This is a genomic window from Flavobacterium sp. GT3R68, assembly GCF_007109225.1.
GTDB lineage: Bacteria > Bacteroidota > Bacteroidia > Flavobacteriales > Flavobacteriaceae > Flavobacterium.
Window position 1 is genome coordinate 541,535 of the sequence record NZ_VJZK01000001.1, and the last position, 24,886, is coordinate 566,420.

The following is a 24,886-nucleotide window of genomic DNA, read 5'->3' on the forward strand; positions in this document are numbered from 1 at the left end:
ATATTCCGCATAACAAATTTTTTAATTACTTTTGTATCAATAATTTAATTTCAACCATGAGCAAATCACTTGAAGAAGTACACCAATCGGTTGCTACACAAAACAAAACATCGGTATTCAGAAAGATATTGGCGTTTTTTGGACCAGCCTATTTAGTCAGTGTCGGGTATATGGATCCGGGAAATTGGGCGACGGATATTGCCGGGGGCAGCCAATTTGGATATGCCTTGCTTTGGGTTTTATTGATGAGTAACATTATGGCGCTTTTGCTGCAAAGTTTCAGTGCCCGGTTGGGAATCGTGACGCAGCGTGATCTGGCACAGGCTTCGCGTGAAACCTATTCCAGATTTATCAATTACATCCTATATTTTCTGGCCGAGATCGCTATCGCTGCCTGTGATTTGGCCGAAGTGCTGGGAATGGCGATTGGTATTAATTTGTTGTTCGACATTCCTTTATTAGAAGGCGTTCTGATTACTGTTCTGGATACCTTTTTGTTATTGTTTCTGATTAATAAGGGCATCCGAAAAATTGAAGCGTTCATCATCGCTTTGGTAATGGTGATTGGCGTATCTTTTATATTTGAAATGATTTTTGCGCAGCCGGAAACCGGAAAAGTACTGTATGGATTAATCCCTTCGATGCCAAGTGAAGCGGCTCTGTATATTGCTATCGGAATTATCGGAGCGACAGTAATGCCCCATAATTTATACCTGCATTCGTCCCTGGTGCAAACCCGAAAGTTCGACCGCAGCGTCGCCGGTATTAAACAGGCCCTGAAATATAATTTTATAGATTCTACCATAGCACTGAATTTGGCATTCTTCGTCAATGCCGCCATTTTGATTCTCGCCGCTGCTACTTTTTATAAGAACGGAATGTTCAATGTAGCCGAAATTCAGGATGCACACCAGTTTCTGCAGCCGATTTTAGGCACCAAATGGGCGCCAATCCTTTTTGCCGTAGCCTTGATTGCCGCTGGACAAAGTTCCACTATTACCGGAACCCTTGCAGGGCAGATCGTGATGGAAGGCTATCTGAATTTACGCATCCAGCCATGGGTTCGCCGAATAATCACCCGATTGTTGGCAATAGTTCCGGCGGTTATTGTAATTTCTATTTTTGGCGAAAGCGTTACTGGAAAATTATTAATCTTAAGTCAGGTAATCCTGAGTCTGCAATTGGGTTTTGCGATTATTCCACTGATACATTTTGTCAGTGACAAATCCAAAATGAAGGGCTTTCACATCAGCAGGCCAACCCAAATTGCGGGTTGGATTGTGGCATTAATCATCGTTTCGCTGAATGCCAAACTGGTTTTTGAGGAAATAAAAGGCTGGCTCGAAACTTCAGAAAATCCAATCATATTGTGGTTGACCGTGGTTCCCTTAGCAATTGGTTTCCTTATTTTACTACTTTTTATCGTATTCAAACCTTTCATATCCAAATCGAAAATCGATATCGAAAATCACTCTCCACACAGTCTCAAACTGAAATTTTCCAAAACAGCGGTAAGCAGCAAAAAAAATATTGCCGTGGCCGTGGATTTCTCGCATGCCGATGAAATTGCGCTCAACAGTGCATTCGAATTGGGCGGCCTGGAAGCCAAATACACATTGATTCATATCGTAGAAACGGTCGGCGCCATGATGTATGGCGAGAAAATAGATGATCACGAAACCCTGATTGACGAAAAATTACTGGAAGAATACAAAGTGTTATTGGAGTCCAAAGGTCTCAAAGTCGTTACCCAACTAGGATTCGGAAAGCCAACAGTGATGCTGCCAAAACTTATCAATAAAGGTCATTACGACCTGTTGGTCATGGGGACGCACGGGCATACCGGATTCAAGGATTTGGTCTTTGGAACAACAGTCAACAAGTTGCGACACAAAATTGCGATTCCATTACTGATTGTTAAAAAATAATTTTTTCAGGAGCTATTTCCCGCCATCCGCTGTATCCACGCAAAAAAGCGTGGGATGCCGCTACTGTCGGGGCTAAAAAAAACAAACATGACTTTTTCAGAAGAAAACTATCTTAAAACGATTTACCACCTTACGACCATTTCAGATGCCGAAGTAAGTACCAATGCCATTGCGGAAATGATGGAAACCAAAGCGTCTTCGGTAACCGACATGCTGAAGAAACTCTCGGAAAAGGACCTGATCAATTATAAAAAATACCAGGGTGTATCCTTGACCGCAAACGGGATGCTGGCTGCCAAGATGATTGTTCGGAAGCACCGTCTGTGGGAAGTTTTCTTAGTTGAAAAATTAGACTTCACATGGGATGAGGTTCACGATGTGGCCGAGCAGCTCGAGCATATCAAATCAGAAAAACTGATCAACAAACTGGATGATTTCCTGGGCAACCCCACTGAGGACCCACATGGCGACCCTATTCCCGATATGAACGGACGTATCATTAAAATTGAAAAGCAACTGCTGTCGGAATTAACCGAAAATCAAAGGGGAATTTGTGTTGGGGTAAAAGATACGTCTTCCGAATTTTTGAAATACCTCGACAAACAGGAAATCGCTTTGGGTTCTAAAATTGAGATTATCAGCAAGGAAAGTTTTGATTTGTCGCTGAAGATAAAAGTGGACACTAAGGACCTGACGATTTCGAACAAAATCGCGAGCAACCTTTTTGTCAAAATAATATAGGATAAAACGAGTATTATCTGAATACAGTTAAAAATTAATTGCCATGAAAAAGTTCCTCCTCATCATTCTGCTGGTTTTTAGTGTTTCGGTAAAATCTCAAAGTGGAGAAGCTGAAAATGTTTCATCTTTTAAAATTACCCAAAAAACCTGCATCAATAAAAAAGGCAATCATCTGCGGCTGAAAAAAATTGTGTCGGACTCCCGATGTCCCGAAGGCGCGAACTGTATATGGGCCGGAGAGGTTTCGATAATCGTTTCCTATTATCGGGACGGCAAATTCATAGAGGATAAAACTATTGTTTTTTCGCATAAAAACGCTGAGGAAAACAAGGAATGGTTTGCCAGGCGGGTGCCTGAAAAATATCAGAAAGTGACTGACATTGTGGTATTCCCATATCCTAAAAATGGCAATACGCTGAATACAAAAAAATACTACGTGAAAGTGAACTACCAGGAGTAGTTAGTTACAGCCACAATTATCGCTGCCGCAATTTTTATCAGATTTTTTCTTTTTGAAAAAGAATTTTTTGATCAAAAAAGCAACTGCAATTCCTAAAGTGATAAATGCAATTATTTCCTGCATAACATTTATTTTAAAATCTGATACGCGATCAGAGCGATGATATAGGCGAAACCGCTCATAAAAATCAATTGTCCTAAAGGCCATTTCCAGCTGTTGGTTTCCTTTTTCGTAATCGCAAGGGTACTGGCGCACTGCATCGCAAAGGCATAGAACAACAGCAAGGATATCCCGGAAGCAAAATTGAATATTTTCTCCCCGGTCTCAGCATTAACTTCAGCCGCCATCTTGTTTTTGATCGTTGTTTCATTATCGGTACCGCCAACACTGTAAATTGTGGCCAGGGTTCCGACAAAAACCTCTCTTGCAGCAAAGGAACTCAACACCGCAATCCCGATTTTCCAATCGTAACCCAAGGGTGAAATGGCGGGTTCAATACTTTTCCCCATAATCCCAATATACGAATTCTCCAACTTATACGAAGCGACTTTATTCTTGAATTCGGCTGCCGGAAGGGTTTTGTTTTCTGCTTTTGAAAGCATTATCGCTTCGGCATTGTTGAATTTTTTACCCGGACCATAGGATGCCAGAAACCACAACACAATCGATATGGCGAGAATGATTTTACCGGCTCCAAAAACGAATGCTTTAGTTTTTTCGACCACATTGATCGCTACATTTTTAATCAACGGCAATTTATAATTTGGCATTTCTACCACGAAGAACGTTTTCCCTTTTATTTTCAGTATTTTATTCAGGATATAAGCCGAAAAAATAGCCATTCCGAATCCCAATAGATACAACAGCATCAATGTCAGCCCCTGAAGATTCAGAAAGCCAAAAAGCCGTTTATCGGGAATGACCAATGCAATAATGATGGCATATACAGGTAATCGTGCAGAACAGGTTGTAAATGGTGTTACCAGAATAGTGATGAGCCGTTCTTTCCAGTTTTCGATATTTCGGGTTGCCATAATGGCCGGTATGGCACAGGCAGTTCCTGAAATTAAGGGCACTACACTTTTTCCGGAAAGACCAAACTTTCGCATGATTTTATCCATCAGAAAAACGACACGGCTCATATAACCACTTTCTTCCAGAATGGAAATGAAGAGGAACAGGAATGCAATTTGAGGAATAAAAATCAGGATTCCGCCGATTCCGGGAATAATTCCCTGCGAAATTAAATTGGTAAGAACTCCCGCCGGAAGCGAATCATTGGCAAGTGTACTTAACGACGCAAAAGTACTGTCTATAAAATCCATCGGCACTTTGGACCATTCAAAAATGGACTGGAAAATGACAAATAATATAACGAAGAAAATGACATAGCCCCACACTTTATGCGTCAGGACCCGGTCGAGTTTACTGCGGAAATCTTTGGCGACAGTAGCGTCTACTTTGAGGCCTTCTTTGAGGACATCATTTATGAATTGATATCGTTTGATGGTCTCTTTCTGCTGTAAGCGTTTTAAATCCGAATGGGATTTGGTAAATGAACTCCCGATTTCATTCCGGTCCAGGTTTAGGAAATTGACGTCTTGGGTGATGACCAGCCACAGTTTGTATAAAAGCTGGTTAGGGAATGCCTTGCGGAGATTGTTGAAATAGTCCGGATCGATGCTCGACGCATTGAGGCAAGGTTCATTCGAGAGTGTTTTGTAACTGACGATTAGATTTTTCAGGTCATCGATGCCAAAACCCTTTCGGGAACTGATCAGTGCAATCTTAGTTTTTAAGTGTTGTTCGAGATACGTAATATCCAATGAAATTCCCTTGTATTTCATACGGTCAGCCATATTGATAACTAATATGGTTGGGATTTCCAGGTCTTTTATTTGGGTGAAAAGCAGTAAATTACGTTTTAGGTTTTCCACATCGGTAACCACAAGGGCCACATCGGGATATAATTTGTCATTTTTATTCAGTAACAATTCAATGACCACATTCTCATCAATGGAACTGGCATTTAAGCTGTAAGTTCCCGGTAGATCCAGAATATTGGCTTTGATGTTATTGGGAAGTTTGCAAAAGCCTATTTTTTTCTCAACGGTAATTCCCGGGTAATTTCCGACTTGCTGGTTTAATCCCGTCAGCTGATTGAATACCGAGGTTTTACCGACGTTTGGATTTCCAATTAAGGCAACATTGATATTTTTACTGGTCATTACAAGTTGCTTTTGATTATTTCAACTTCAATTTCACGTGCAGTTTCCACTCGGATAGCAAGGTGCGAACCATTTACATCCAGATACAAAGGATCCCCGAAAGGTGCAATTTGAAGTAATTCCACCATATTACCAGGCAAGCATCCCATTTCCAATAATTTTAAAGGAACGATGTCAATGTCAAAGTCTTTAATGATCGCTTTTTCTCCTTTTTTAAGGGAATTTATGGTTGTTCGCAAGTCTTATTTAGATTGAATTAAGATTACAAAAATACATATTATATACCAAATACGACGCTATTTATCATTTTTGTAACTATAGAGCTTGGAAGACTGGGGATTGTTATTCTTCGGTGCATAAAAAGTTAATATCAGCAATTAACCGTTGAATATCTTCTTTGCTAGTTCCGTCGTAAAAACCACGGACACGCCTTTTAGTATCGACCAATACGAAGTTTTCGGTATGGACCATATCATACAATTCGCTGGGTTTTCCTAATTTCACGGCCAGATACGATTTGCGGGCCATTGTATAAATGATTTTCTTATCCCCGGTAACCAAATTCCATTTGCTGTCATTCACCCCGTTTTTTAGAGCATATTCCTTTAAAACCGGAACACTGTCCATTTCTGGAAGCACACTATGCGAAAGCAGCATGACTTTTGGATTAGTAATAAAAGCTTTTTGGACTTCGACTAAATTATTGGTCATTTTAGGGCAGATGGAGCCACAGGTCGTAAAGAAAAAATCGGCTACATAAATTTTGCCTTCATAGTCTTTTTGGCTAATTGTTTTTCCATTTTGGTTCACAAAGGAAAAATCTGCGATCTTATGATATTTACTGACGTATTGTACCGTACTGTCGACCAATTCAGGATTCACCATCGAAGGATTATAGATGGCCAATCTCTTTTTGGGCAATAAAGCACTGTAAAACAAAGTGATAATAACAATGGAAAGAGCAGCCATGACACCGAAAAAAAGTCGGTAGGTCTTGAAAAAAGAAAGCATACAGTAATTTTTTCGCAAAAATACAAAAGATAAATTGTAACAAATTGATAATAAGGTGTTAATTAATCGAATTTTAAAAAAAGTTCACTAAATTTGGCCAAACTCTATTTTAAATGAAAAAATTATACCTACTAATCATTCTATTGTGCTCTACTTTAGGCTTTTCGCAATTTAATGAACTGGCCCCATGGATGCAAGCTGAAAACATTTCGAAAAAGGAAAATGCCACGATGGATGAAATTGTAGCCTCTTTCAATGAGTATTGGCAGCATCATGATAAAAGCAAAAAGGCAAGTGGGTATAAGCCGTTTATGCGTTGGGAAACCCATTGGAGAAATAAAACAAACGAACAGGGTTATTTAATAACGCCGCAAGAAATGTGGCAAGCATGGGCTCAAAAAAAGAATGCGAAGGCGGTGACAAATCAAAACAGAAGCCTTCCTGTCAGTAACTGGCTCCCGGTTGGGCCTTTTACACATGTTAATACCGGTTCCTGGTCATCTGGGCAGGGACGCGTAGGTGTCGTATGTGTGGACCCATCGAATGCCGCTACACTGTATGTGGGGTCTCCGGCTGGAGGGATATGGAAATCAACTGATTCTGGATTAAACTGGTCCCCAATGTCTGATAATTTGCCTCAGATTGGTGTTTCCGGAATTGCAGTAGATTATTCAAATCCAAATACCATTTACATAGCAACTGGTGATAAAGATGCATCGGACACTTATTCGATAGGTGTGCTTAAATCCACGGATGGGGGAGTAACCTGGAATACGACCGGATTGACTTTTACAAACACAACCACCTTGGCCGGAGACCTGATAATTCATCCCACCAACAACCAAATTTTATGGTGCGCTACCACTACCGGAATTTGGAGAACTACTGATGGAGGTACTAACTGGACCAACGAGCAGGCCGGAAATTTTGCTCAAGGTTCAATCAGAATTAAACCGTCAGATCCTACAACCGTTTATGCAGTTTCAAACAATAGATTTTATAAGTCGACAAATACCGGGGATTCATTCGCTGCAGTATTAACAGGATTACCACTTTCTTCGGGCAGGTTAATATTGGATGTTACACCCGCAAATGCAAATTATATTTACATTCTAAGTTCGACAACCGGGAATGCTTTTCAAGGGATTTATCGGTCAACCAACAGTGGAACCGGTTTCACTAAAACATCGGGAACTACAGATATTTTTGAAGGTACTCAATCATGGTATGATATGGCCTTAGCAGCTTCAAGTACTAATGCTGACGAGGTTTATACGGGATGTCTGAACGTATGGAAATCGACTAACGGAGGTGCGGCTGTTACAAAAATAAACAGTTGGAGCTCACCTACAGCAGCTTCTTACACCCATGCGGATGTTCATTTTTTACGATTTTTCAATAATAACCTATATGCCGGGACCGACGGAGGTGTATATGTTTCATCTAATGGAGGAACCAATTTCTCCAGTTTAACAGCAGGATTACAAATCAGCCAATTTTATAAAATTGCTGTTTCAAAACAGTCGGCCGATAAAATGGTGGGCGGACTTCAGGACAACGGAGGTCATGCATACAGTTCCGGGGCATGGAAAAATTATTATGGTGCTGATGGGATGGATACTGCTGTTGACCCTAACAACAGCGATAAATATTATGGGTTCATTCAAAATGGAAGTACTTTGTACATCAGCAGCAGCGGAGGAAACAGCATCAGTTCGTCGGTAGCTTCTCCATCAGGGGAAACCGGTAACTGGGTGACGCCGTTAGCAACAAATGCTGCAGGAGAATTATTTGCCGGATACGGACAGTTATATAAATTGAACGGGGGAGCCTGGGTACAGCAAAATACAAGTAGTCTGGGAACAGGAAATGTTGAACTTATCGCCATCGATCCCAGCAATGATAATACTATATATGTAGTTAATGGAGCCAGTTTATACAAAAGCACTGACAAGGGAATAGCATTTACTAACGTCTATAGTGCTGCTGCAAACATCACTTCTGTTTGTGTGCATTCATCAGACAGTAGTATCGTATATATTACCACATCCGGGACGGGGGGACAAGCGTTAAAGTCTACTACAGGAGGAACTTCATTTACGTCATTTTCAACAGGTCTGCCTGCTATTGGAAAAAATGTAATCCGCCACCAAGGCCGTCATTCATTGAATCCATTGTACCTCGGGACTAGCTTAGGAGTTTATTACAGAGATGATTCCATGTCGCAATGGGAGCCGTTTGATGCCAATTTACCGAATGTCAGTGTTACCGATTTGGAAATTAACTTAGAGGATGCAAAAATTACCGCCGCAACTTATGGAAGAGGGATTTGGCAATCAGTTATTCCTGCAGAAATTCCACAGGATGATATTAAATTAGAAAGCATACGCTATCCTACCATTGAAATTTCCTGTGGATCCGTAACGCCACAAATCTCCGTGAAGAATAAAGGTTTGAATGCCGTCACTACCGTAACAATCAATTATCAGTATAATGGTACGCCACTGAATTATGTATGGAATGGTACCATCAGCCCTTCCGGGTCGGCAACTATTAATTTACCACAAATAACTACTGCAAGAGGAGTGTATACTTTGGATGTTACAACGACAATTGTAAATGATGCATATGCCGATAATAATCATGTGGCAGCGATCTTTTATGTTAATGATGCCGGAACGCCGGCGGTAGTTAATACGTTTACTGCCCCCGCGGATAATTTATTGACATATATTGAAGGATCAACGACAAGTCAATGGCAGAGAGGAATCAGAACCGGAGGCGTCTTAGCTACCGGAACCAATAACGTGTACACAACCAATTTTACCGGTAATTATCCTGATGGAATTAAGAGTTATTTGGTTTCCCAATGTTATAATTTAACGACAGTAACGAATCCAACCATCCGATTTAAAATGGCATTTGATTTGGAACCGAATTGGGATATCGTCTACGTGGAATATTCTACCAATTTTGGTCAGAACTGGAATGTTCTGGGAGCTCAGGGAACCAATTGGTACAACAGTAACAGAACGCCATTAACCACCGGAGCAGATTGTAATAACTGCCCTGGAGCACAATGGACAGCAACCAATACGACATTACAGGAATATTTTTATCCGCTGAACGCATTGGCGGGAGAAACGAATGTCATCTTCAGAATTGTATTCCATTCCGATGAATCAGCAAATCAATTGGGAGTAGTCGTTGATGATTTTATAATTGACGGAACATTGGCGAACGAACAATTTGAATTGAATAATATTGCAATTTATCCAAATCCGTCCAAAGGAATTTTTAATATTGCTATGGGCACGATTACACCAAAGACAATTGAAGTATTTGATCTTACCGGAAAAATTATTTTTTCAAGAACGGATTTCCAAGATAATGCAAGTGATATCAAAATCGATTTGTCAGCAGTTTCTTCAGGGATTTATTTTGTAAAAATCGCTTCTGAAAATCAGTCTGTCGCCAGAAGAATTATCAAAAATTAATACAAATATATCGGCAACTTAACAAACCATAAAATATGAAAATGCAGTTCAGTAAAAAATTTCTTTTTGTAATTCCGGCCATCATCGGATTTACGCCTTGCATGGCGCAAAAAGGACCCGCTCAGAAAGAACCGGGGATTAACGTTTCCTTCATGGATAAATCGGTAAAACCGGGTGATGATTTCTTCCGCTTCGTAAACGGAACCTGGTTTGATAAAACCGAAATCCCAAGCGATAAAACCCGATGGGGAAGTTTTGATGAATTGCGTCAAAAAACTGATACCGATGCGTTGGCTATTTTAAAACAGGCAGCCACCAATCCAAAATACAAATCCAATACCGATCAGGGTAAAGCTGTCAATCTCTACAAATCCATCATGGATAAGGTAGCCAGAAACAAACAGGGTATTAATCCGTTAAAACCATATTTGGCAAAAATCGATGCGGTACGCAACATCAACGACCTGCAAAAATTAATGATAGAGATGGAACCTGTTGGAGGAATAGGTTTCTTTGGCGTGGGCGTTGGTGCTGATGATAAAGACAGTAATAAAAACTCGGTGAGTTTAGGAGCCGGAAGATTAGGCTTGCCAGACAAGGATTATTATGTTTCTGAAGATAACGATTCGAAAGAAAAACGTGAAAAATACTTGCAGCACGTTGCCCGAATGTTACAATTTATTGGAGAAAATCCTGAAAAAGCAAAAGAAAGCGCGAAACAAATTTTAGCTTTGGAAATTGAATTGTCAAAACCAAGATTGGACCGTGTGGAACGCAGAGACAGCAGATTGCAATACAATCCGATGACTGTTGCCGAACTTCAACAAATGACGCCGGCCATCAATTGGGAAAAATATCTTTCCGGAGTTGGTTTCCCTAAATTAGGATCAATCATCGTAACGCAGCCAAGATACATGAAGGCGTTGCAAAATACTTTAGCGGAAAACAAAGTAGAGGATTGGAAAGCATACATGAAATGGTCGTTATTGAACCGAGCTTCAGGGCAGTTGTCTACTGAAATCGGTGCGGCTAATTTTGATTTCTACGGAAAAGCATTAACCGGAGCTATCAAACAACGTCCTTTAGAAGAAAGAGCTTTGCAAACGATCAACGGTTCTGTTGGTGAAGCGTTGGGGAAATTATATGTAGAGAAAATGTTCCCGGCTGAAGCCAAAGTGAAAGCCGAAAAAATGATCAGAAATGTCATTAAGGCGTATCAGAACAGATTGAGTAATTTATCATGGATGTCGCCTGAAACCAAAAAAAGCGCCATTGAGAAATTAAATAAAGTGGCCATTAAAATTGGTTACCCGGACAAATGGAAGGATTATTCGGCTTTAAACCTGAAAAGCCCTGCTGAAGGCGGAAGCTATTTCGACAATGTTAACAGTCTCTCCCGTTGGAGCTATAATGATGACCTATCAAAATTAACCAAACCGGTAGATAAAACAGAGTGGGGAATGTCGCCACAAACGGTAAATGCGTATTACAATCCTTCGTATAACGAAATTGTATTCCCGGCAGCTATTTTGCAAGCGCCTTTTTATAACTACCAAGCGGATGAAGCCGTAAATTATGGTGGAATCGGAGCGGTGATCGGTCATGAGATTTCTCATGGATTTGACGATTCAGGAGCACGATACAATGCGGAGGGAAATCTTGTAGACTGGTGGACAGCAGAGGATCTGAAACAATTTACAGTATTAGGAAATGCACTTGCCGATCAATACAGCGCGTTGGAGCCATTACCTGGAATCCACGTAGACGGGAAATTTACTTTGGGAGAAAACATTGGTGACTTAGGTGGAATCAACGCAGCATATGATGGGTTGCAATTGTATCTGAAAGAAAATGGAAACCCCGGATTAATCGACGGTTACACTCCGGAACAACGTTTGTTTATTTCTTGGGCAACAATCTGGCGTTCAAAAATGCGTGATGAGGCGATCAAAAATCAGGTAAAAACAGACCCACATACTCCGGGAATGTACCGTGCCTACGTACCGATTCAAAACGTTGATGCTTTTTATGAAGCCTTCGGAATCAAAAAAGGTGACGGAATGTATGTTGCACCGGAAAACCGTGTAAAAATCTGGTAGTATCCGTTCTATAAAAAATAAAAATCCCATTCGCTCTCTGCGGATGGGATTTTTTTATGGAGTTTACTTTTTCAAAAAGCAATTTTTAACTTGTTGGAACTATGTTCTTCCGTGTTTTTCGTCGGATGGAAATATTGACAATATACAGTCCGGCTAATGTGGTGCAGCCGCCAATAATAATCAGTATGGTAAACGGTTCCTCAAAAATGATAGCGCCAATAATTAAGGCCACAATCGGATTGATATAGGCATAAAGGCTGTTGACTTCTGTCGGTAAATGCTGCAGCGAATAGATAAAAGCAATAAAGGTAAGTACCGAACCAAAGATGACCAGATACCCAATGGCAAGCCATGAAATCATCGGGATAGCAGAAAAAGGAACGCTGGTACCGGTCAGGTCCGTGGCGCCAAACAAGACAAAACTGGAAATCATCATCTGAAGGCCCAAACTGAAATACGGATTGAAACTGGCCGCTTTTTCTTTGGTGTAAATCGTCGTAAAAGCCCATGTTAAGGTAGCGATAATGGATAAGAAAATACCAAATCGAAAATCAGCCTTTAAGAAATCACCTAAATAATCATAGAAAATAATACAGATGCCAAAAAAACTGACCAGTAACCCTTTTACCGCGAGTGATGAAATCCTTTCGCCCCGAAAAAAAGTGATGATAACAATCCACAAGGGAAAAAGGGAACCGATAATGGCGCCCAAACCACTGCTGATATATTTCACGCCCCATGTGCTGAGTCCATTACTGAGCATAAAATTCAATACACTCAAAATAAGGATGGTGCGCCACTGCTTGCGATTGGGCCATTTGGTTTTTTTAAACAAGAAATAAGTAAGGTAAATACAACCGCCAAAAAACTGACGCATCGCCACCAATTGAAGCGCGGGCATGTGTTTTACGCCTTCTTTTGACGCAATCCAAGTGGTTCCCCAAAAAAAACTAACCCAGCATAACGCCAATACCGGCAATCCGATGGTGCTTATTTTGGATGAAAAGAAAGTATGTAATTTGGTTCGGGCCACGTTAGGGTTGAGTTATGGTAAATTGATAATCCAGCACTTTTTCTACTCTATCACTGAGGATGACTTTTCCTTTGGAGGGCAGCTGATGATTGAATTCGGGTGTGACCAAATTAAGCTGGGTAGCTTTTTGCGAATAATATTCCTTGCGGGAAGGATGAAAAGGAGCGACCGCATTGAACACATCACCCCAAGTCTCTTTTTTAATAATTTTTGAAATGATACCGATGCAATCGCTCTGATGAATCAGATTTATGGGTCCATCCGGATTTTCAAGGTTTTGGCGTCCGGCTAAAAAATGTATCGGATGACGATTGTCGCCAATCAACCCGCCAAAACGAAGAACGGTGGTTTTAAAATGGGTACTGGATTGCAAAAATTGTTCTGCCTGCAATAATTGCTTCCCGGACTCGGTATCGGGTTGTGCATTTGTATTTTCTGTGATTACCGAATTATCATCAGCGTAAATAGAAGTGGAACTGACAAATAGTACTTTTTCTACCGAAGATTTTTCAATATAGGCAATAAGCAACTGAATTTTCGCAACAAAATTTTCCTTGTCCGGCCCACGTAATTTGGGCGGAATATCTATAATTAACACTTCTGTTTCATACAAAAAATCGGTAATAGTGCCCTGAATTCCATTTTCCGTCAGGGCAATCAAAAACGGCTCCATTCCGGATTTTTCCAATACCTCAAGTTTCTCTGATGAAGTGGTAGAACCTTTCACCAGATGTCCTTCTGCAATTAAATGTTCCGCTAAGGGGAATCCCAGCCAGCCACAGCCTAAAATACTAATTTGTTTCATTTCCGGATGGGATTGTATTGTTGACCGGCAGATTCGAAGCTTGGTAATCCTCAACTAATGGCGATGGCACGATCACCTCCATTTTTGGTGTGGGTTTCAGTTTTTGCGTAATTACTACGGCATCATTCAATACAAAAGGCATTGGCATCATCCATGAAGCTCTTTTGGACATCTTAAATTCTGGGTTGGATATTAAATCAAACGAAGATTCAATAAGGCTCATGTCCAAAACGGTTTCTTTGGGGATTGAGAACTGCATTTCCAATGGCTCATTATCTACGACATAATAACTGATTATCTTTTTGCCATTCCGCGGATATTTCGACCCTTTCTGACCTAATGCGGCCGCGCCATTGGCTTTAAAATTATGAAAAACCATTTTTTCATTGGCAAAAACGTCATAGCGGTTGACTTTCCGGTTTGGAGAAATTTTAATTTTAAGATGCCTTTGCGTTCCAATAATAGTATCCCGGAGAAATTCTACAGTCGGTTTGGTCAGTGTTATTTTTGGCGCGGCAGCCATATAGGTAAAACCAGAATTGTATTTGCTGTATAATGGATTGTTGTTTAATGTCGCCGCATTTTTCGGGTTTTCACCTAAGTATTTTTTTGTCCATTCGTCCAGATTAGTGTCATAAGTTGTCCAGACTGCAGCTTCTTTATCGGCATCATAGACATACAAAAGACTGTTGGGTTTTGCTTTTCCTTTTGCATAATCGGAATTCAGATGGGCTTTTACAAAAAAACCAATGGAAATGAAAATCAACATCAAAGCCCAGATTCTTTTATTATAAAAATTACCAAAAACAGGAAGCAATAATCCAAACACCAATACCGTCAAAATAGCGCTTCCCGCCAGAATTTTCAATCCCAATCCAATTGGAAACATAATAATGAACGGCACAAATAGCAATAATGCCGGTATACTCAAAATTAAGGTAAGGGTTTTGTGGATTTTTTGGGTAATGACAAAATACGCCAATATCAGCAATCCAGAAAATACCGGAATGATAAAGAATCCGGCTCCCGGAAGCAGAAATGCGATGGCCCCATTGATACAAATCCATATCAATAGCGGAACCACAGATTGGTTCATGATTCCACTTTCTGACATAGGTTTTTTATAAGCAATAAAGGATATGGCCAGACTTAAAAAAATGAAAGCTGCAATGTAATCGTGTCCGTTATAAGTGAATCCCTGAAGAATGTCGCTGTATTGCGGATAAAACAGCAAAAGGATTTTCCAGCCTAAAAACGTTATCAATCCCGATAATAGCAGTGCAGTAGCAAAAGGGATAAAGGCTTTTCCAATTTCCCGCGGAATCAAAATCCGTTTTCCGATACCAATAAATATCAAAAGCACAAACATTACAACCGAGATGATCCACATCGGAACAATCCATGAAAAAGGATAACTCGCAAAATAGAAAGGCATATTGAAATACACATAATCGTCAGCTGAATTCATTTTTGTTAAATCAGCATTCGAAAAATAATGCAGCAACGGCATTAAATAAGTTCCCTGATGCGCCACTGTTTTTTTGCTTAAATGCTTGAGGTCATCCTGCGCCGTATGATAATTAAAATGATCGTCAATAAAGGCAAAGTTAAAACCGGGAATCTTTCCCTGCTCTCTCAAAACGGTCAGATCGGTATCATTGGGAAGCATTTTATATATACTATACATCAGGGAATTCGAAACGGGATATTTCGAACATGCTTCCGAAAAACCGTGCACCATGGCTGCATTTCCTTGATTGACTTCCATCAGCATATAACTCGGGCCACCGGTACCCCGTGCTTCAAAATTCAAAACCAGTCCAACGTCTTTAGCCCATTTGTTTTGTGTAACAAAAAGAGCCGCGCCGTTCAGGCCCAATTCTTCGGCATCCGAAAAAAGAATGATAATGTCGTTTTTATGTTTTGTTTTGGTGTGCAGAAAAGCACGTACCCCTTCCAGAATAGTGGCAATTCCGGAACCATCATCGCTGGCACCATGCGAAAAGGAATGAGGCGCGCTGTCATAATGGGATAAGAGCAATAAGGCTTTGGAGTTATCCAATCCTTTAATTCGGGCTAAAATATTTTTTGATTTCACCAGATTACCCCAGTCGGAAAGTGTTGTTCCTTCTTGTATAGAAGTTTCCAATCCCATTCGTTGTAATTCTCTTTGGAGATAATCGGCAACTTGCTGATGGTTTTCGGAACCTATAAAATGGGGTGTTTTTGAAATTTCTGCAACTTGCTCCAAAGCTCTTTTTGTTGAAAATTCGGCTAGCGGACTTTCTTCTTTGGGAATCCATTGCGGCATCATTGTGAAATACATCAATCCGAGAATCACCATGATAAACAGAGTGGAAAAAAGAGAGGTATAATTTTTTTTCATGGCATTAGTGTTGGGGTCTAAATGTCTTTTTTGACTAACATGTAAAAATCATTGTCCAGTGCGAGATAGCCCTGGTCGTATAGGAAATAGTAGGTATTTCCGGTTTTGGTCTGCAGGATATTGGTAAAAAATTCAAAATCAAATCCTTTTCCCAGTAATTTTGTTCGGGTCGTTTTGGATTTTCCTTCAGTATTGAGTTCGGATAAAATTCGGTAGTTCTTGCGCAGCTTATTATTGACATTGCGCATGAAATTGTTACTGTCTTTATTGATCTTGTTGTTGTAGGCGTTTCTGCAACCGTCACTGCAAAACTTTTTGTCTTCGCGGCCGACTAATTTTTCACCGCATTCTAAGCAGGTTTTCATGGCTTTATTTTTTTGATGTCATATAAATCGCGGCGACGATCTTTCAAGATTCGGACGCTTCCATGCTCGTGGAGTTCTTTCAGTAAATCGAGATCCACATCTACAATAAGGGTCATTTCGGTATTGGCAGTTGTTTCCGCTTTTATTCCGTTGCTCGGAAAAGCAAAATCAGATGGAGTAAAAACGGCGGATTGGGCATATTGAATATCCATGTTGTTGACCTTCGGGAGGTTTCCAATGCATCCGGCAATCGCAACATAACATTCATTTTCTATGGCACGGGCCTGAGCGCATATTTTTACGCGCATATAAGCGTTTTGCGTATCGGTTAAAAAAGGTACAAATAAAATATTCATTCCCTCATCGGCCATTAACCTTGCTTGTTCCGGAAATTCGACATCATAACAGATCATAATCCCGATTTTTCCACAATCGGTGTCAAAAGTCTGGATGTTTGAACCGCCTTTCATTCCCCAATGCAAAACTTCATTCGGCGTCACGTGGATTTTAGCATACATTTCGGAAGTTCCGTCTCTTTTGCAAAGAAAACCGACATTGTACAACGTGCCTTTATCCAGATACGGCATGCTTCCGGTAATAATATTGATGTTATATGAAATGGCAAATTCCTGGAAACGTTTTCGGATGGGGTCCGAATGTCTTGCGAGTTCCCGAATTGCATCTGCTTCCGATAAATGGTTATAATCGGCCATTAAAGGCGCAATGAACAGTTCAGGGAAAAGCGCAAAATCACAACCATAGCCTGAAACCACATCAATAAAAAATTCACTTTGCTCAAATAAAGAGTCCAGATTATTCAACGGACGCATTTCCCATTGTATTAATCCAAGGCGGATAACACTCTTCTCCTTGTTGATTAAACTTGGGCTTTCGTTGTAATATATATTGTTCCATTCCAGTAAAACGGCGACCTCTTTAGAATCTTTGTCGCCTTCGAGATAATTTTTCATGATCCGCAATACATGAAAATCATTGCTGAGCTGAAAGGAAAGTACCGGGTCGTGTAATTCTTTAAGTTTTACTTTATCGATATAGGTTTTCGGGCTTAATTCCTTCGCATAATTAGTGTAATTTGGAATCCTTCCTGCAAAAACAATAGCCTTCAGGTTTAACTCTTCGCAGATTTCTTTTCGCGCATCATACAAACGCCTTCCAAGCCGTAAACCTCGATATGTGGGATGGATAAACACATCAATTCCGTATAAAATATCTCCTTTCGGATTATGGGTTGAAAAGGTATAGTCTCCGGTTATTTTGGCGTAATCATGGTTTTTGTCAACCAGGTCCTCATCCACCACTAGTGATAATGCGGCTCCAACTACTTTTCCATCCACCAAAATGACTAATTGGCCTTCGGGGAAGACTCCCAACAACTTTTCAATATCATCTGCCCGCCAATACGAGTCTACCATTTCGGGATAGGACTGCACCATGGATTTTTTCAATTGTTTGTAGTCGTCAAACTCAAGATTTCGTAATTCTACTTTTTTTATTTTGGCCTGCATAAGAGTCTGATTTTGATCAAATATAATCAAAATAATTCCATTTACAAACGGTTACAAACAACTACAAACGAAATTAAATAGTTTCCAACCGATTAACTTGACATAGCCATCACATCTTTGCCTCGTTGATTTGAAACAACAATCATCACGAACATTTATAAACATTTAAATTTACAAGCCATGAATGCATTAAAAAACAGAGTACAGTTAATCGGGAACGTAGGAAATGATCCGGAAATCAAAATTTTGGACGGTGGAAAAAAATTAGCCAATTTCACTTTAGCTACTAATGAACGCTACAAAAACGACAAAGGGGAAAAAGTTGAGGAAACGCAATGGCATCGACTCACAGCGTGGGGTAAAACGGCGGAACTGATTGAGAGTTATGTAACCAAAGGGAAAGAAATTGCCATTGAAGGCAAACTAACGCATAGAAGCTATGAGGATAAAAACGGCGAAAAAAGATATGTTACTGATGTGGTGGTGAATGAAGTGTTGATGCTCGGAAAATAACTGAGGCAGTAAACAAGTAGTAACAATAAGAAGGTTTCCAGCAATGGGAGCCTTTTTTATCTGTTCATCAATTCCTGAAAACAATCTATAAACTGCCCCAGATGGAAACCGTCCATTAAACCATGATGCACATGCACAGAAAGCGGCATTGTTCTTTTGCCGTTTTCTGAAATAGTCATTTTACCCAAGGATATTTTTGGGCAGCTGTCTGGAAAAGTTAAATTCCGGGCATGGGAAAGCGAAGTAAAATCCAACCATGGTACGGCCGAAAAATGCAATAGGTTATCTTCATCAAAAGTTCTGGTAAACAAGCCGGGTGTATTTTTGACGCGCTCGATTTCTATTAGGGCTTTTTCTGCAAAGACATTAAAATCAGGATGGTATTCAACCAATGAAAAACCAAAGGTATCATCGTCGCGGCTGATGGTAGCAGACACATCGATTTGGTCATGGATGTGAATTTCGTCACCTGAAATCCGATAACGGAAAGGTTCAATCATATTGGCAGCGCCGACAGTTTTGTGTAAGTAATATAGAAAAAAAGAATGACCGAATTGTTTGGAAACGGCATAAGCTTTAGAACAATCGATTGTTACGGTTGCTCCAAAGAAAGGATCTTCAAATTTTCTAAAAAAATCAAAGTGCTCTTTTCTGTTCCACTGCTCAATATCCAAAATGGTTATCATTACAATACTTTTAAAACATCCGTAATCTTTGCAAAGGCTCTGAAATTTTCATGCTCCACCGCATGGTCAATACGCTCATGTTCCCAGGTTGTATGAAACGGAATATGAATCGCATGTCCGCCAATGGCCAGTACTGGCAAGATGTCGGATTTAAGGGAATTACCGATCATCAAAAATTCAGAGGCATCAATGTCCAAACGCTTCAACAATTTCTCATAATTGATTTCGTGCTTGTCGTCCATCACTTCGATATGGTGAAAATAAGGACCCAGACCTGAATTATGCAGTTTGCGCTGCTGGTCTTTTAAATCGCCTTTGGTCGCAACAACCAATTTATAGCGTCCCTGAAGTGCCTGCAAGGTTTCTTCGACACCGTCCAGCAATTCGATTGGTTTTTGACTCAGCTCTTTTCCGAATTCCATGATTTTGGAAATGAAATCGACCCCAATGGTTCCATTAGATACTTTAATTGCCGCTTCAATCATCGAGAGGATATAGCCCTTGATCCCATAACCATACAACGGAAGATTGTTGACTTGTGTCGTGAACAATTCACGGGACAATCCCTGATGTGACAAATAATCCTCCAGAAGCACGCAAAATTTCTTTTCGGCTTCTTCAAAATAAGGTTCGTTGACAAATAAAGTGTCATCCGCATCGAAGGCAATTACTTTTATGTTCATATTGTTAATCTTCAAATTTTCTTAGTTTATACATTTTTTCATAATTGTTGTAAAACCCTAAGAAATAGGAATTATCCAGTTTAAATAAAGTTGGGGAAGAAACAGCCTTGTTTGCCTCAAAGAAATCTCTCATTTTGTCAAAAGCAAGAGGTTGTAGTTCTCCATCTAAGTGATTCCCATTTTTGTCGAACAAACAATTGATATAAACTACTTTTCTCTTGGAGTAGGAATTAAAACTCTGATACGTCGGATTGGAAATGGCATAGGCAATCAAAACGCCACCGGCCCCAAACATCGCTCCATACATCACGGCACTGTTCTCGCTTACTTCAGAAATACTGCCAATCGTAGCTATATAATCATCATTTTTTTTATAGCAGGATATACCGCAGTTTAAGTTATTAACCTTCCTGATAAACTGGGATGTTTTTTCCAAAATCCGAGTATTACTTTTTTCACCGTTTTCTTGGATAATATCAGAATTCTTAAAACTAATAGGATTAGCTTCTGTAACAACATATTCTTTTAAAAGATGGTCTTCCGGATCTTTTATATTTAAAATAAATTTCTCCGTAGAAACCTTTATTTGATATAACCGGTCATCAATCAAAAAAGAATTAGAGTTAACCTGATAAAATTCGGTATATTGAATGAAAGGCTTTTTGAATAATTTCTGTTTGGCGGTAAAATTTTCCAAATCCAAAGTTACCATTTGGGTAAGGTCAAAATTATTATCAAAGGTCAGAATAATTTGTTTCGCATTTGAATAACATTTTCTTTTTTTGGCACTTTCGGTAAGCGATGTTGGACTTTCCGGATTTATTTTCTGTAATTCAAATGCGTTTTCCAATGGTAGTAAATTTTCTGAAAGCAGACCATATATAGTTACTTTGGAATAGTTAGTCTGAAAAAAACGGAAACCGGTCAGGTCAATTACTTTTTCTTCTAATTTCCCGTCATTTCCAAAAACATACAGTTTTAAAGTATTGCTGTTTTTTAATACCGTCAGAATATAGAATTTTTCATTTTCCGAGAATTTCTGCAGGAACCGCTCGTCCTTCAAGGGCAAATTATAATTTTTACTGGTAACCTTTCGGCCTTCAAAATTATACGATTGCGTAAGGATTTCTTTGTGATTTTCCGAAGACCAAAACAAGGTGGTATTGCTTGTATTGGTAGTATAACCAATCATGTCGCTATACATTTTTTCGGGCCTCACGGTCGACAAAGAATCTATAATCTGGATTTGCCCGTTTAGGCGAATCGCATTAACCGTTTTTTTATCGCTTACAAACAAAGTGGTCTCTTTCGTTTTGTCGTTTACAATCTGAAAAACATCCCGGTCTTTTTTAAGGACTAACGGAATCGAAGTCACGATTTCCTGAGAAAATGAAAGAAAACTGCTTAGATATATTAGGAAGACAATGTTTATTTTGTACATGTAAATCTTTTATTAATTGATCGTCTCCCCATTTCCAACACCATCGGCATCCGGATTGACAAAAACCAGTTTCCCTTCGGCGTTGTTGGTCATCAGGATCATTCCCTGGCTTTCAACTCCACGCAGGTTTCTTGGCGCAAGATTCACTAAAACGGTTACGCGTTTGCCAACAGTTTCCTCTGGCGTAAAACTCTCGGCGATTCCCGAAACGATTGTGCGGACATCAATTCCTGTATCGACTTTCAGGATTAAAAGTTTGTTGGCTTTTGGCATTTTTTCGGCTTCCAGAATGGTTCCGACACGCAGATCCATTTTGGCGAATTCCTCAAATTGAATCGCCTCTTTCTGAGGTTCTGCTTTTTTATTTTCGGCTGTATTGGCCACTTTCGTTGCTTCCAGTTTGTCTATTTGTTTTTGGATTTCTTCGTCTTCGATTTTTGAAAAAAGCAATTCAGCTTCCCCAATCTGGTGTCCCGCCGGAATTAAATCGGAGTCTTCAGAAATGGTTTTCCAGTTAATTTTATTTTCGATTTTCAGGATTCGGGAAAGTTTCGTACTCGTAAACGGCAGGAACGGTTCACACAACACACTCAATGCAGCAGCGATTTGCAATGCCACATACATTTGGGTCTGCACACGCTCCGGATTGTCTTTAATGACTTTCCAAGGCTCTTCATCTGCTAGGTATTTGTTTCCCAAACGGGCCACATTCATCAGTTCGCCTAATGCTTCCCTGAATCTGTATCTTTCAATCGAACTCGAAATGACCGCAGGATAAGCTTTCAATTCCGTCACAGTTGCCTCATCGACTTCCGAAAGTTCATTCGGTTGCGGAACGATTCCGGCGTAATATTTATTGGTTAACACCACGACACGATTGATGAAGTTGCCAAAAATCGCTACCAGTTCATTATTATTTCTAGCCTGAAAATCTTTCCAGGTAAAATCATTGTCTTTGGTTTCCGGAGCATTTGATGTCAGTGCGTAACGCAACACATCCTGCTGATTCGGGAAATCTTCAAGGTATTCATGCAACCAGACCGCCCAGTTTTTTGAAGTCGAAAGTTTGCTTCCTTCCAGATTCAAAAACTCATTCGCCGGAACATTGTCCGGTAGAATATAGCTTCCTTCGGCTTTTAGCATCGCCGGGAAAATGATGCAGTGAAAAACAATATTGTCTTTCCCGATAAAATGCACCAGTTTCGTATCGTCACTTTTCCAGTACGGTTCCCAGTCTTTACCTTCACGAAGGGCCCATTCTTTGGTAGAGGAGATGTATCCGATAGGCGCATCAAACCATACGTATAATTTTTTTCCTTCGGCACCTTCAACCGGCACATCAATTCCCCAATCCAAATCGCGGGTTACGGCACGAGGTTCCAATCCGCCATCAATCCATGATTTTACCTGACCGTAAACATTCGGTTTCCAGTCGCTTTTATGTCCAACGAGAATCCATTCTTTCAAAAAATCTTCATAACGATTCAGAGGCAAAAACCAGTGTTTCGTTGATTTCAATACGGGAACTTCTCCGGTTATCGTTGATTTTGGATTGATTAAATCGGTCGCGTTCAGGGTCGATCCGCATTTTTCGCATTGATCACCATAGGCTTCTTCGTTGCCACATTTCGGGCAAGTCCCAACAACAAAACGATCCGCTAAGAATTGATCCGCTTTCGTGTCGTATAATTGTTCGGTTACTTCTTCAATAAAATCGCCATTATCATACAATTTCCTGAAAAATTCCGATGCCGTATCATGATGAATTTTAGCCGAGGTCCTCGAATAATTATCAAATGAAATCCCGAAATCCATAAACGATTTACGGATAATCGCATCATATTTATCAATAACCTGTTGCGGTGTGATTCCTTCTTTTTTGGCTTTCATCGAAATCGCCACGCCGTGCTCATCGCTTCCGCAAATGAAGGCCACGTCTTTCCCCTGTAATCTCAGGTATCTGGAATAAATATCAGATGGCACATAAACGCCCGCCAAATGGCCAATGTGAATCGGTCCATTCGTATAAGGCAATGCCGCTGTAATGGTATATCTTTTTGGATTTTGTAACATAACTCAATTTAATTACTTCGTCTGTTCGGGATAATTCCCTCGAGTGACTGCAAAAATAAGCAATAGAATTGAGAGTTTTATGGTTTTTATTAGGAGCTGTTTCCCGCTATTCGCTACAATCTTTTGCCCCGCTAAAAAGCGCGACAAAAGGATTTTCGCTGCTATCCGGGCTAGAGATTCCGTTAATGGGAAGTTGTATTTGGTTATTTTTAAAATAAAATCCCGATTAGAAGCACTAATCGGGATTTTTTAAAATCATTTTATTTCAATTAATGATGGCTCATTTTACCACCCCCATTATCATTATTCTCATCATCATCATTGTGGTCCCCATCATGGTGACCGCATTCTGAATCAGCTTCTTCAATAGCCGTCTGTAAATCGTCATTATTATTTACAATAACTGTTGTTCCAGTAGCGTCGGTGATAGTAAGCGGGTAAGAAATAACGATCGAGTTTGTTGCTTCTAAATTGGTTAAAAAAGCGTACGCTTCATCATCAGTATTTAAAATGACAACGGTGCTAAGATTATTGGCATCTGTATAAGTGATGTTAATTGGATAATGAATATTCAGGCACTCAATATCATCCTCATCTTCGTCTTCATCACTGCAAGTATCCAAAACCTGTTGTAAACCTTCCGTACTGTTTATTGTCTGGGTTGTACCATCAGCAAAAGTAATGTTTATCGGAAAGACAAATGACACACTCGTGCTGTCATCATCACATTGGTGAAGGGCGTTTTGTACAGTGGCGTAATCATCCTGACTGGTTACGGTAACACTTTGCCCGTTGTTCTCAATAGTCACGGGAAGGTTTACGGTAAAACAAAATTCATTGGTTTCATTCTCGGATTTACCAGCTAGGGTGGGATTATGGGTAACCCGTAAAAGTAAATTGGTCAATGGGGAAGTTTTGGTTAGCGCTTGAGAACTGCCTCCGTCATCATTCTGACAGGAATTTGTTGTCAAAATAATCATTGTTAAAACAGCAACCGATAAAATAAATTTTTTCATAGTAGGATGGGTTTAAATTATTTTTTGTTAAATATATTATTTTTTATTACAAAACATATGGTTTTAATTGTAAAATGTTAAAGATCAATTAAAAACAATGCAATTTTTATATCGTTATCAATGGGATCCGATTGAACAATCAGAATACTTATATTTGCAAAGGGAATTAATGAAAATCGAAAATTATGGCAAAAGGACCTGAAAAAAATACCAAAAACAAGGCTTTACACACCAAATTGCTAAACCGGAAAAAGACGAAACTTCAAGAAGTAAAAAAAGAAAAAGCATTACGTTTGAAAGCTTTAGTTGCAAAAATGAATCAAAAAATGAATACCGACGAACTTGATCCCAAATAAATCATCTTGTATTTCATTTCTGTTTTATTTTCGCCGAAA

General features: G+C 39.8%; 21 protein-coding genes. 7 read left to right on the plus strand and 14 right to left on the minus strand.

The genetic code is table 11. The annotated features are described in order from the left end of the window. Window positions 1-56 precede the first annotated feature (56 nt). The 3 genes from FNW07_RS02350 to FNW07_RS02360 all read left to right on the plus strand — a co-directional run bounded on the left by FNW07_RS02350 (window position 57) and on the right by FNW07_RS02360 (window position 3,129). A complete protein-coding gene (locus FNW07_RS02350) occupies window positions 57-1,928 on the plus strand; it encodes an Nramp family divalent metal transporter (protein ID WP_126742420.1) in 1,872 nt (623 codons plus the stop codon). 87 nt (window positions 1,929-2,015) lie between these two features. Continuing rightward, a complete protein-coding gene (locus FNW07_RS02355; RefSeq protein ID WP_126742421.1) occupies window positions 2,016-2,669 on the plus strand; it encodes a metal-dependent transcriptional regulator in 654 nt (217 codons plus the stop codon). Between the two features lie 43 nt (window positions 2,670-2,712). Beyond that, window positions 2,713-3,129, plus strand: coding sequence for a hypothetical protein (locus FNW07_RS02360; RefSeq protein ID WP_126742422.1), 417 nt, complete (start codon window positions 2,713-2,715; stop codon window positions 3,127-3,129). Here the strand turns inward: FNW07_RS02360 and FNW07_RS02365 are convergent, their stop codons facing one another. The 4 genes from FNW07_RS02365 to FNW07_RS02380 form a co-directional block, all read right to left on the minus strand. Beyond that, a complete protein-coding gene (locus FNW07_RS02365) occupies window positions 3,130-3,252 on the minus strand; it encodes a FeoB-associated Cys-rich membrane protein (protein ID WP_126742423.1) in 123 nt (40 codons plus the stop codon). Window positions 3,253-3,257: 5 nt separating this feature from the next. Then, on the minus strand, window positions 3,258-5,357 hold the full coding sequence (feoB, locus tag FNW07_RS02370; protein WP_126742424.1) for a ferrous iron transport protein B: 2,100 nt from the start codon (window positions 5,355-5,357) through the stop codon (window positions 3,258-3,260). Further along, entirely contained in the window at window positions 5,357-5,596 is a 240-nt protein-coding gene (locus FNW07_RS02375) for a FeoA family protein (protein WP_126742425.1), read from the minus strand. The genes feoB and FNW07_RS02375 overlap by 1 nt, the downstream gene beginning before the upstream one ends. A 103-nt stretch (window positions 5,597-5,699) precedes the next feature. Then, window positions 5,700-6,368 carry an SCO family protein gene (locus tag FNW07_RS02380; RefSeq protein WP_126742426.1) on the minus strand — a complete coding sequence of 223 codons (669 nt, stop codon included), beginning with the start codon at window positions 6,366-6,368 and terminating at the stop codon, window positions 5,700-5,702. A gap of 113 nt (window positions 6,369-6,481) precedes the next feature. Between FNW07_RS02380 and FNW07_RS02385 the strand changes: the two genes are divergently transcribed. Together FNW07_RS02385 and FNW07_RS02390 are read left to right on the plus strand one after the other, a co-directional pair. Beyond that, the gene (locus tag FNW07_RS02385) at window positions 6,482-9,865 is read left to right on the plus strand and encodes a T9SS type A sorting domain-containing protein (RefSeq protein ID WP_126742427.1); all 3,384 of its coding nucleotides are present in this window, start codon (window positions 6,482-6,484) and stop codon (window positions 9,863-9,865) included. Between the two features lie 35 nt (window positions 9,866-9,900). Further along, entirely contained in the window at window positions 9,901-11,964 is a 2,064-nt protein-coding gene (locus tag FNW07_RS02390) for a M13 family metallopeptidase (protein ID WP_126742428.1), read from the plus strand. Between the two features lie 85 nt (window positions 11,965-12,049). Here FNW07_RS02390 and FNW07_RS02395 read toward each other — a convergent pair whose 3' ends face one another. The 5 genes from FNW07_RS02395 to FNW07_RS02415 are packed head-to-tail and all read right to left on the minus strand — an operon-like array spanning window position 12,050 to window position 18,079. Continuing rightward, window positions 12,050-12,997 (minus strand): DMT family transporter, encoded by a 948-nt coding sequence (locus FNW07_RS02395; RefSeq protein ID WP_255512715.1) that lies wholly within the window; start codon window positions 12,995-12,997, stop codon window positions 12,050-12,052. A 1-nt stretch (window position 12,998) separates the two neighbouring features. Then, window positions 12,999-13,802 carry an SDR family oxidoreductase gene (locus FNW07_RS02400; protein ID WP_126742429.1) on the minus strand — a complete coding sequence of 268 codons (804 nt, stop codon included), beginning with the start codon at window positions 13,800-13,802 and terminating at the stop codon, window positions 12,999-13,001. Then, window positions 13,789-16,188: a M28 family peptidase gene (locus FNW07_RS02405; RefSeq protein WP_255512716.1), complete on the minus strand. Its 2,400-nt coding sequence runs from the start codon at window positions 16,186-16,188 to the stop codon at window positions 13,789-13,791. The genes FNW07_RS02400 and FNW07_RS02405 overlap by 14 nt, the downstream gene beginning before the upstream one ends. Before the next feature lie 17 nt (window positions 16,189-16,205). After that, complete coding sequence (locus FNW07_RS02410) at window positions 16,206-16,553, minus strand: hypothetical protein (RefSeq protein WP_126742430.1); 348 nt, start codon at window positions 16,551-16,553, stop codon at window positions 16,206-16,208. Next, window positions 16,550-18,079: a bifunctional GNAT family N-acetyltransferase/carbon-nitrogen hydrolase family protein gene (locus tag FNW07_RS02415; protein ID WP_126742431.1), complete on the minus strand. Its 1,530-nt coding sequence runs from the start codon at window positions 18,077-18,079 to the stop codon at window positions 16,550-16,552. The genes FNW07_RS02410 and FNW07_RS02415 overlap by 4 nt, the downstream gene beginning before the upstream one ends. Before the next feature lie 180 nt (window positions 18,080-18,259). On the opposite strand from FNW07_RS02415, the gene FNW07_RS02420 reads away from it, so the two are divergent. Then, the gene (locus FNW07_RS02420) at window positions 18,260-18,592 is read left to right on the plus strand and encodes a single-stranded DNA-binding protein (protein WP_126742432.1); all 333 of its coding nucleotides are present in this window, start codon (window positions 18,260-18,262) and stop codon (window positions 18,590-18,592) included. A 56-nt stretch (window positions 18,593-18,648) separates the two neighbouring features. Here the strand turns inward: FNW07_RS02420 and FNW07_RS02425 are convergent, their stop codons facing one another. From FNW07_RS02425 to FNW07_RS02445, 5 genes are all read right to left on the minus strand, one after another. Next, the gene (locus FNW07_RS02425) at window positions 18,649-19,278 is read right to left on the minus strand and encodes a chloramphenicol acetyltransferase (RefSeq protein WP_126742433.1); all 630 of its coding nucleotides are present in this window, start codon (window positions 19,276-19,278) and stop codon (window positions 18,649-18,651) included. After that, window positions 19,278-19,961, minus strand: a complete 684-nt coding sequence (locus tag FNW07_RS02430) for an HAD family hydrolase (RefSeq protein WP_126742434.1) — start codon at window positions 19,959-19,961, stop codon at window positions 19,278-19,280. The genes FNW07_RS02425 and FNW07_RS02430 overlap by 1 nt, the downstream gene beginning before the upstream one ends. 4 nt (window positions 19,962-19,965) lie before the next feature. Then, entirely contained in the window at window positions 19,966-21,402 is a 1,437-nt protein-coding gene (locus FNW07_RS02435; RefSeq protein WP_126742435.1) for a hypothetical protein, read from the minus strand. A gap of 12 nt (window positions 21,403-21,414) precedes the next feature. Next, on the minus strand, window positions 21,415-23,475 hold the full coding sequence (gene metG, locus FNW07_RS02440) for a methionine--tRNA ligase (protein ID WP_126742436.1): 2,061 nt from the start codon (window positions 23,473-23,475) through the stop codon (window positions 21,415-21,417). A 269-nt stretch (window positions 23,476-23,744) separates the two neighbouring features. Further along, window positions 23,745-24,491: a hypothetical protein gene (locus FNW07_RS02445; RefSeq protein WP_126742437.1), complete on the minus strand. Its 747-nt coding sequence runs from the start codon at window positions 24,489-24,491 to the stop codon at window positions 23,745-23,747. 185 nt (window positions 24,492-24,676) lie between these two features. Here FNW07_RS02445 and FNW07_RS13740 point away from each other — a divergent pair, with 185 nt between their 5' ends. Then, entirely contained in the window at window positions 24,677-24,847 is a 171-nt protein-coding gene (locus FNW07_RS13740) for a hypothetical protein (protein WP_185964604.1), read from the plus strand. Window positions 24,848-24,886 lie beyond the last annotated feature (39 nt).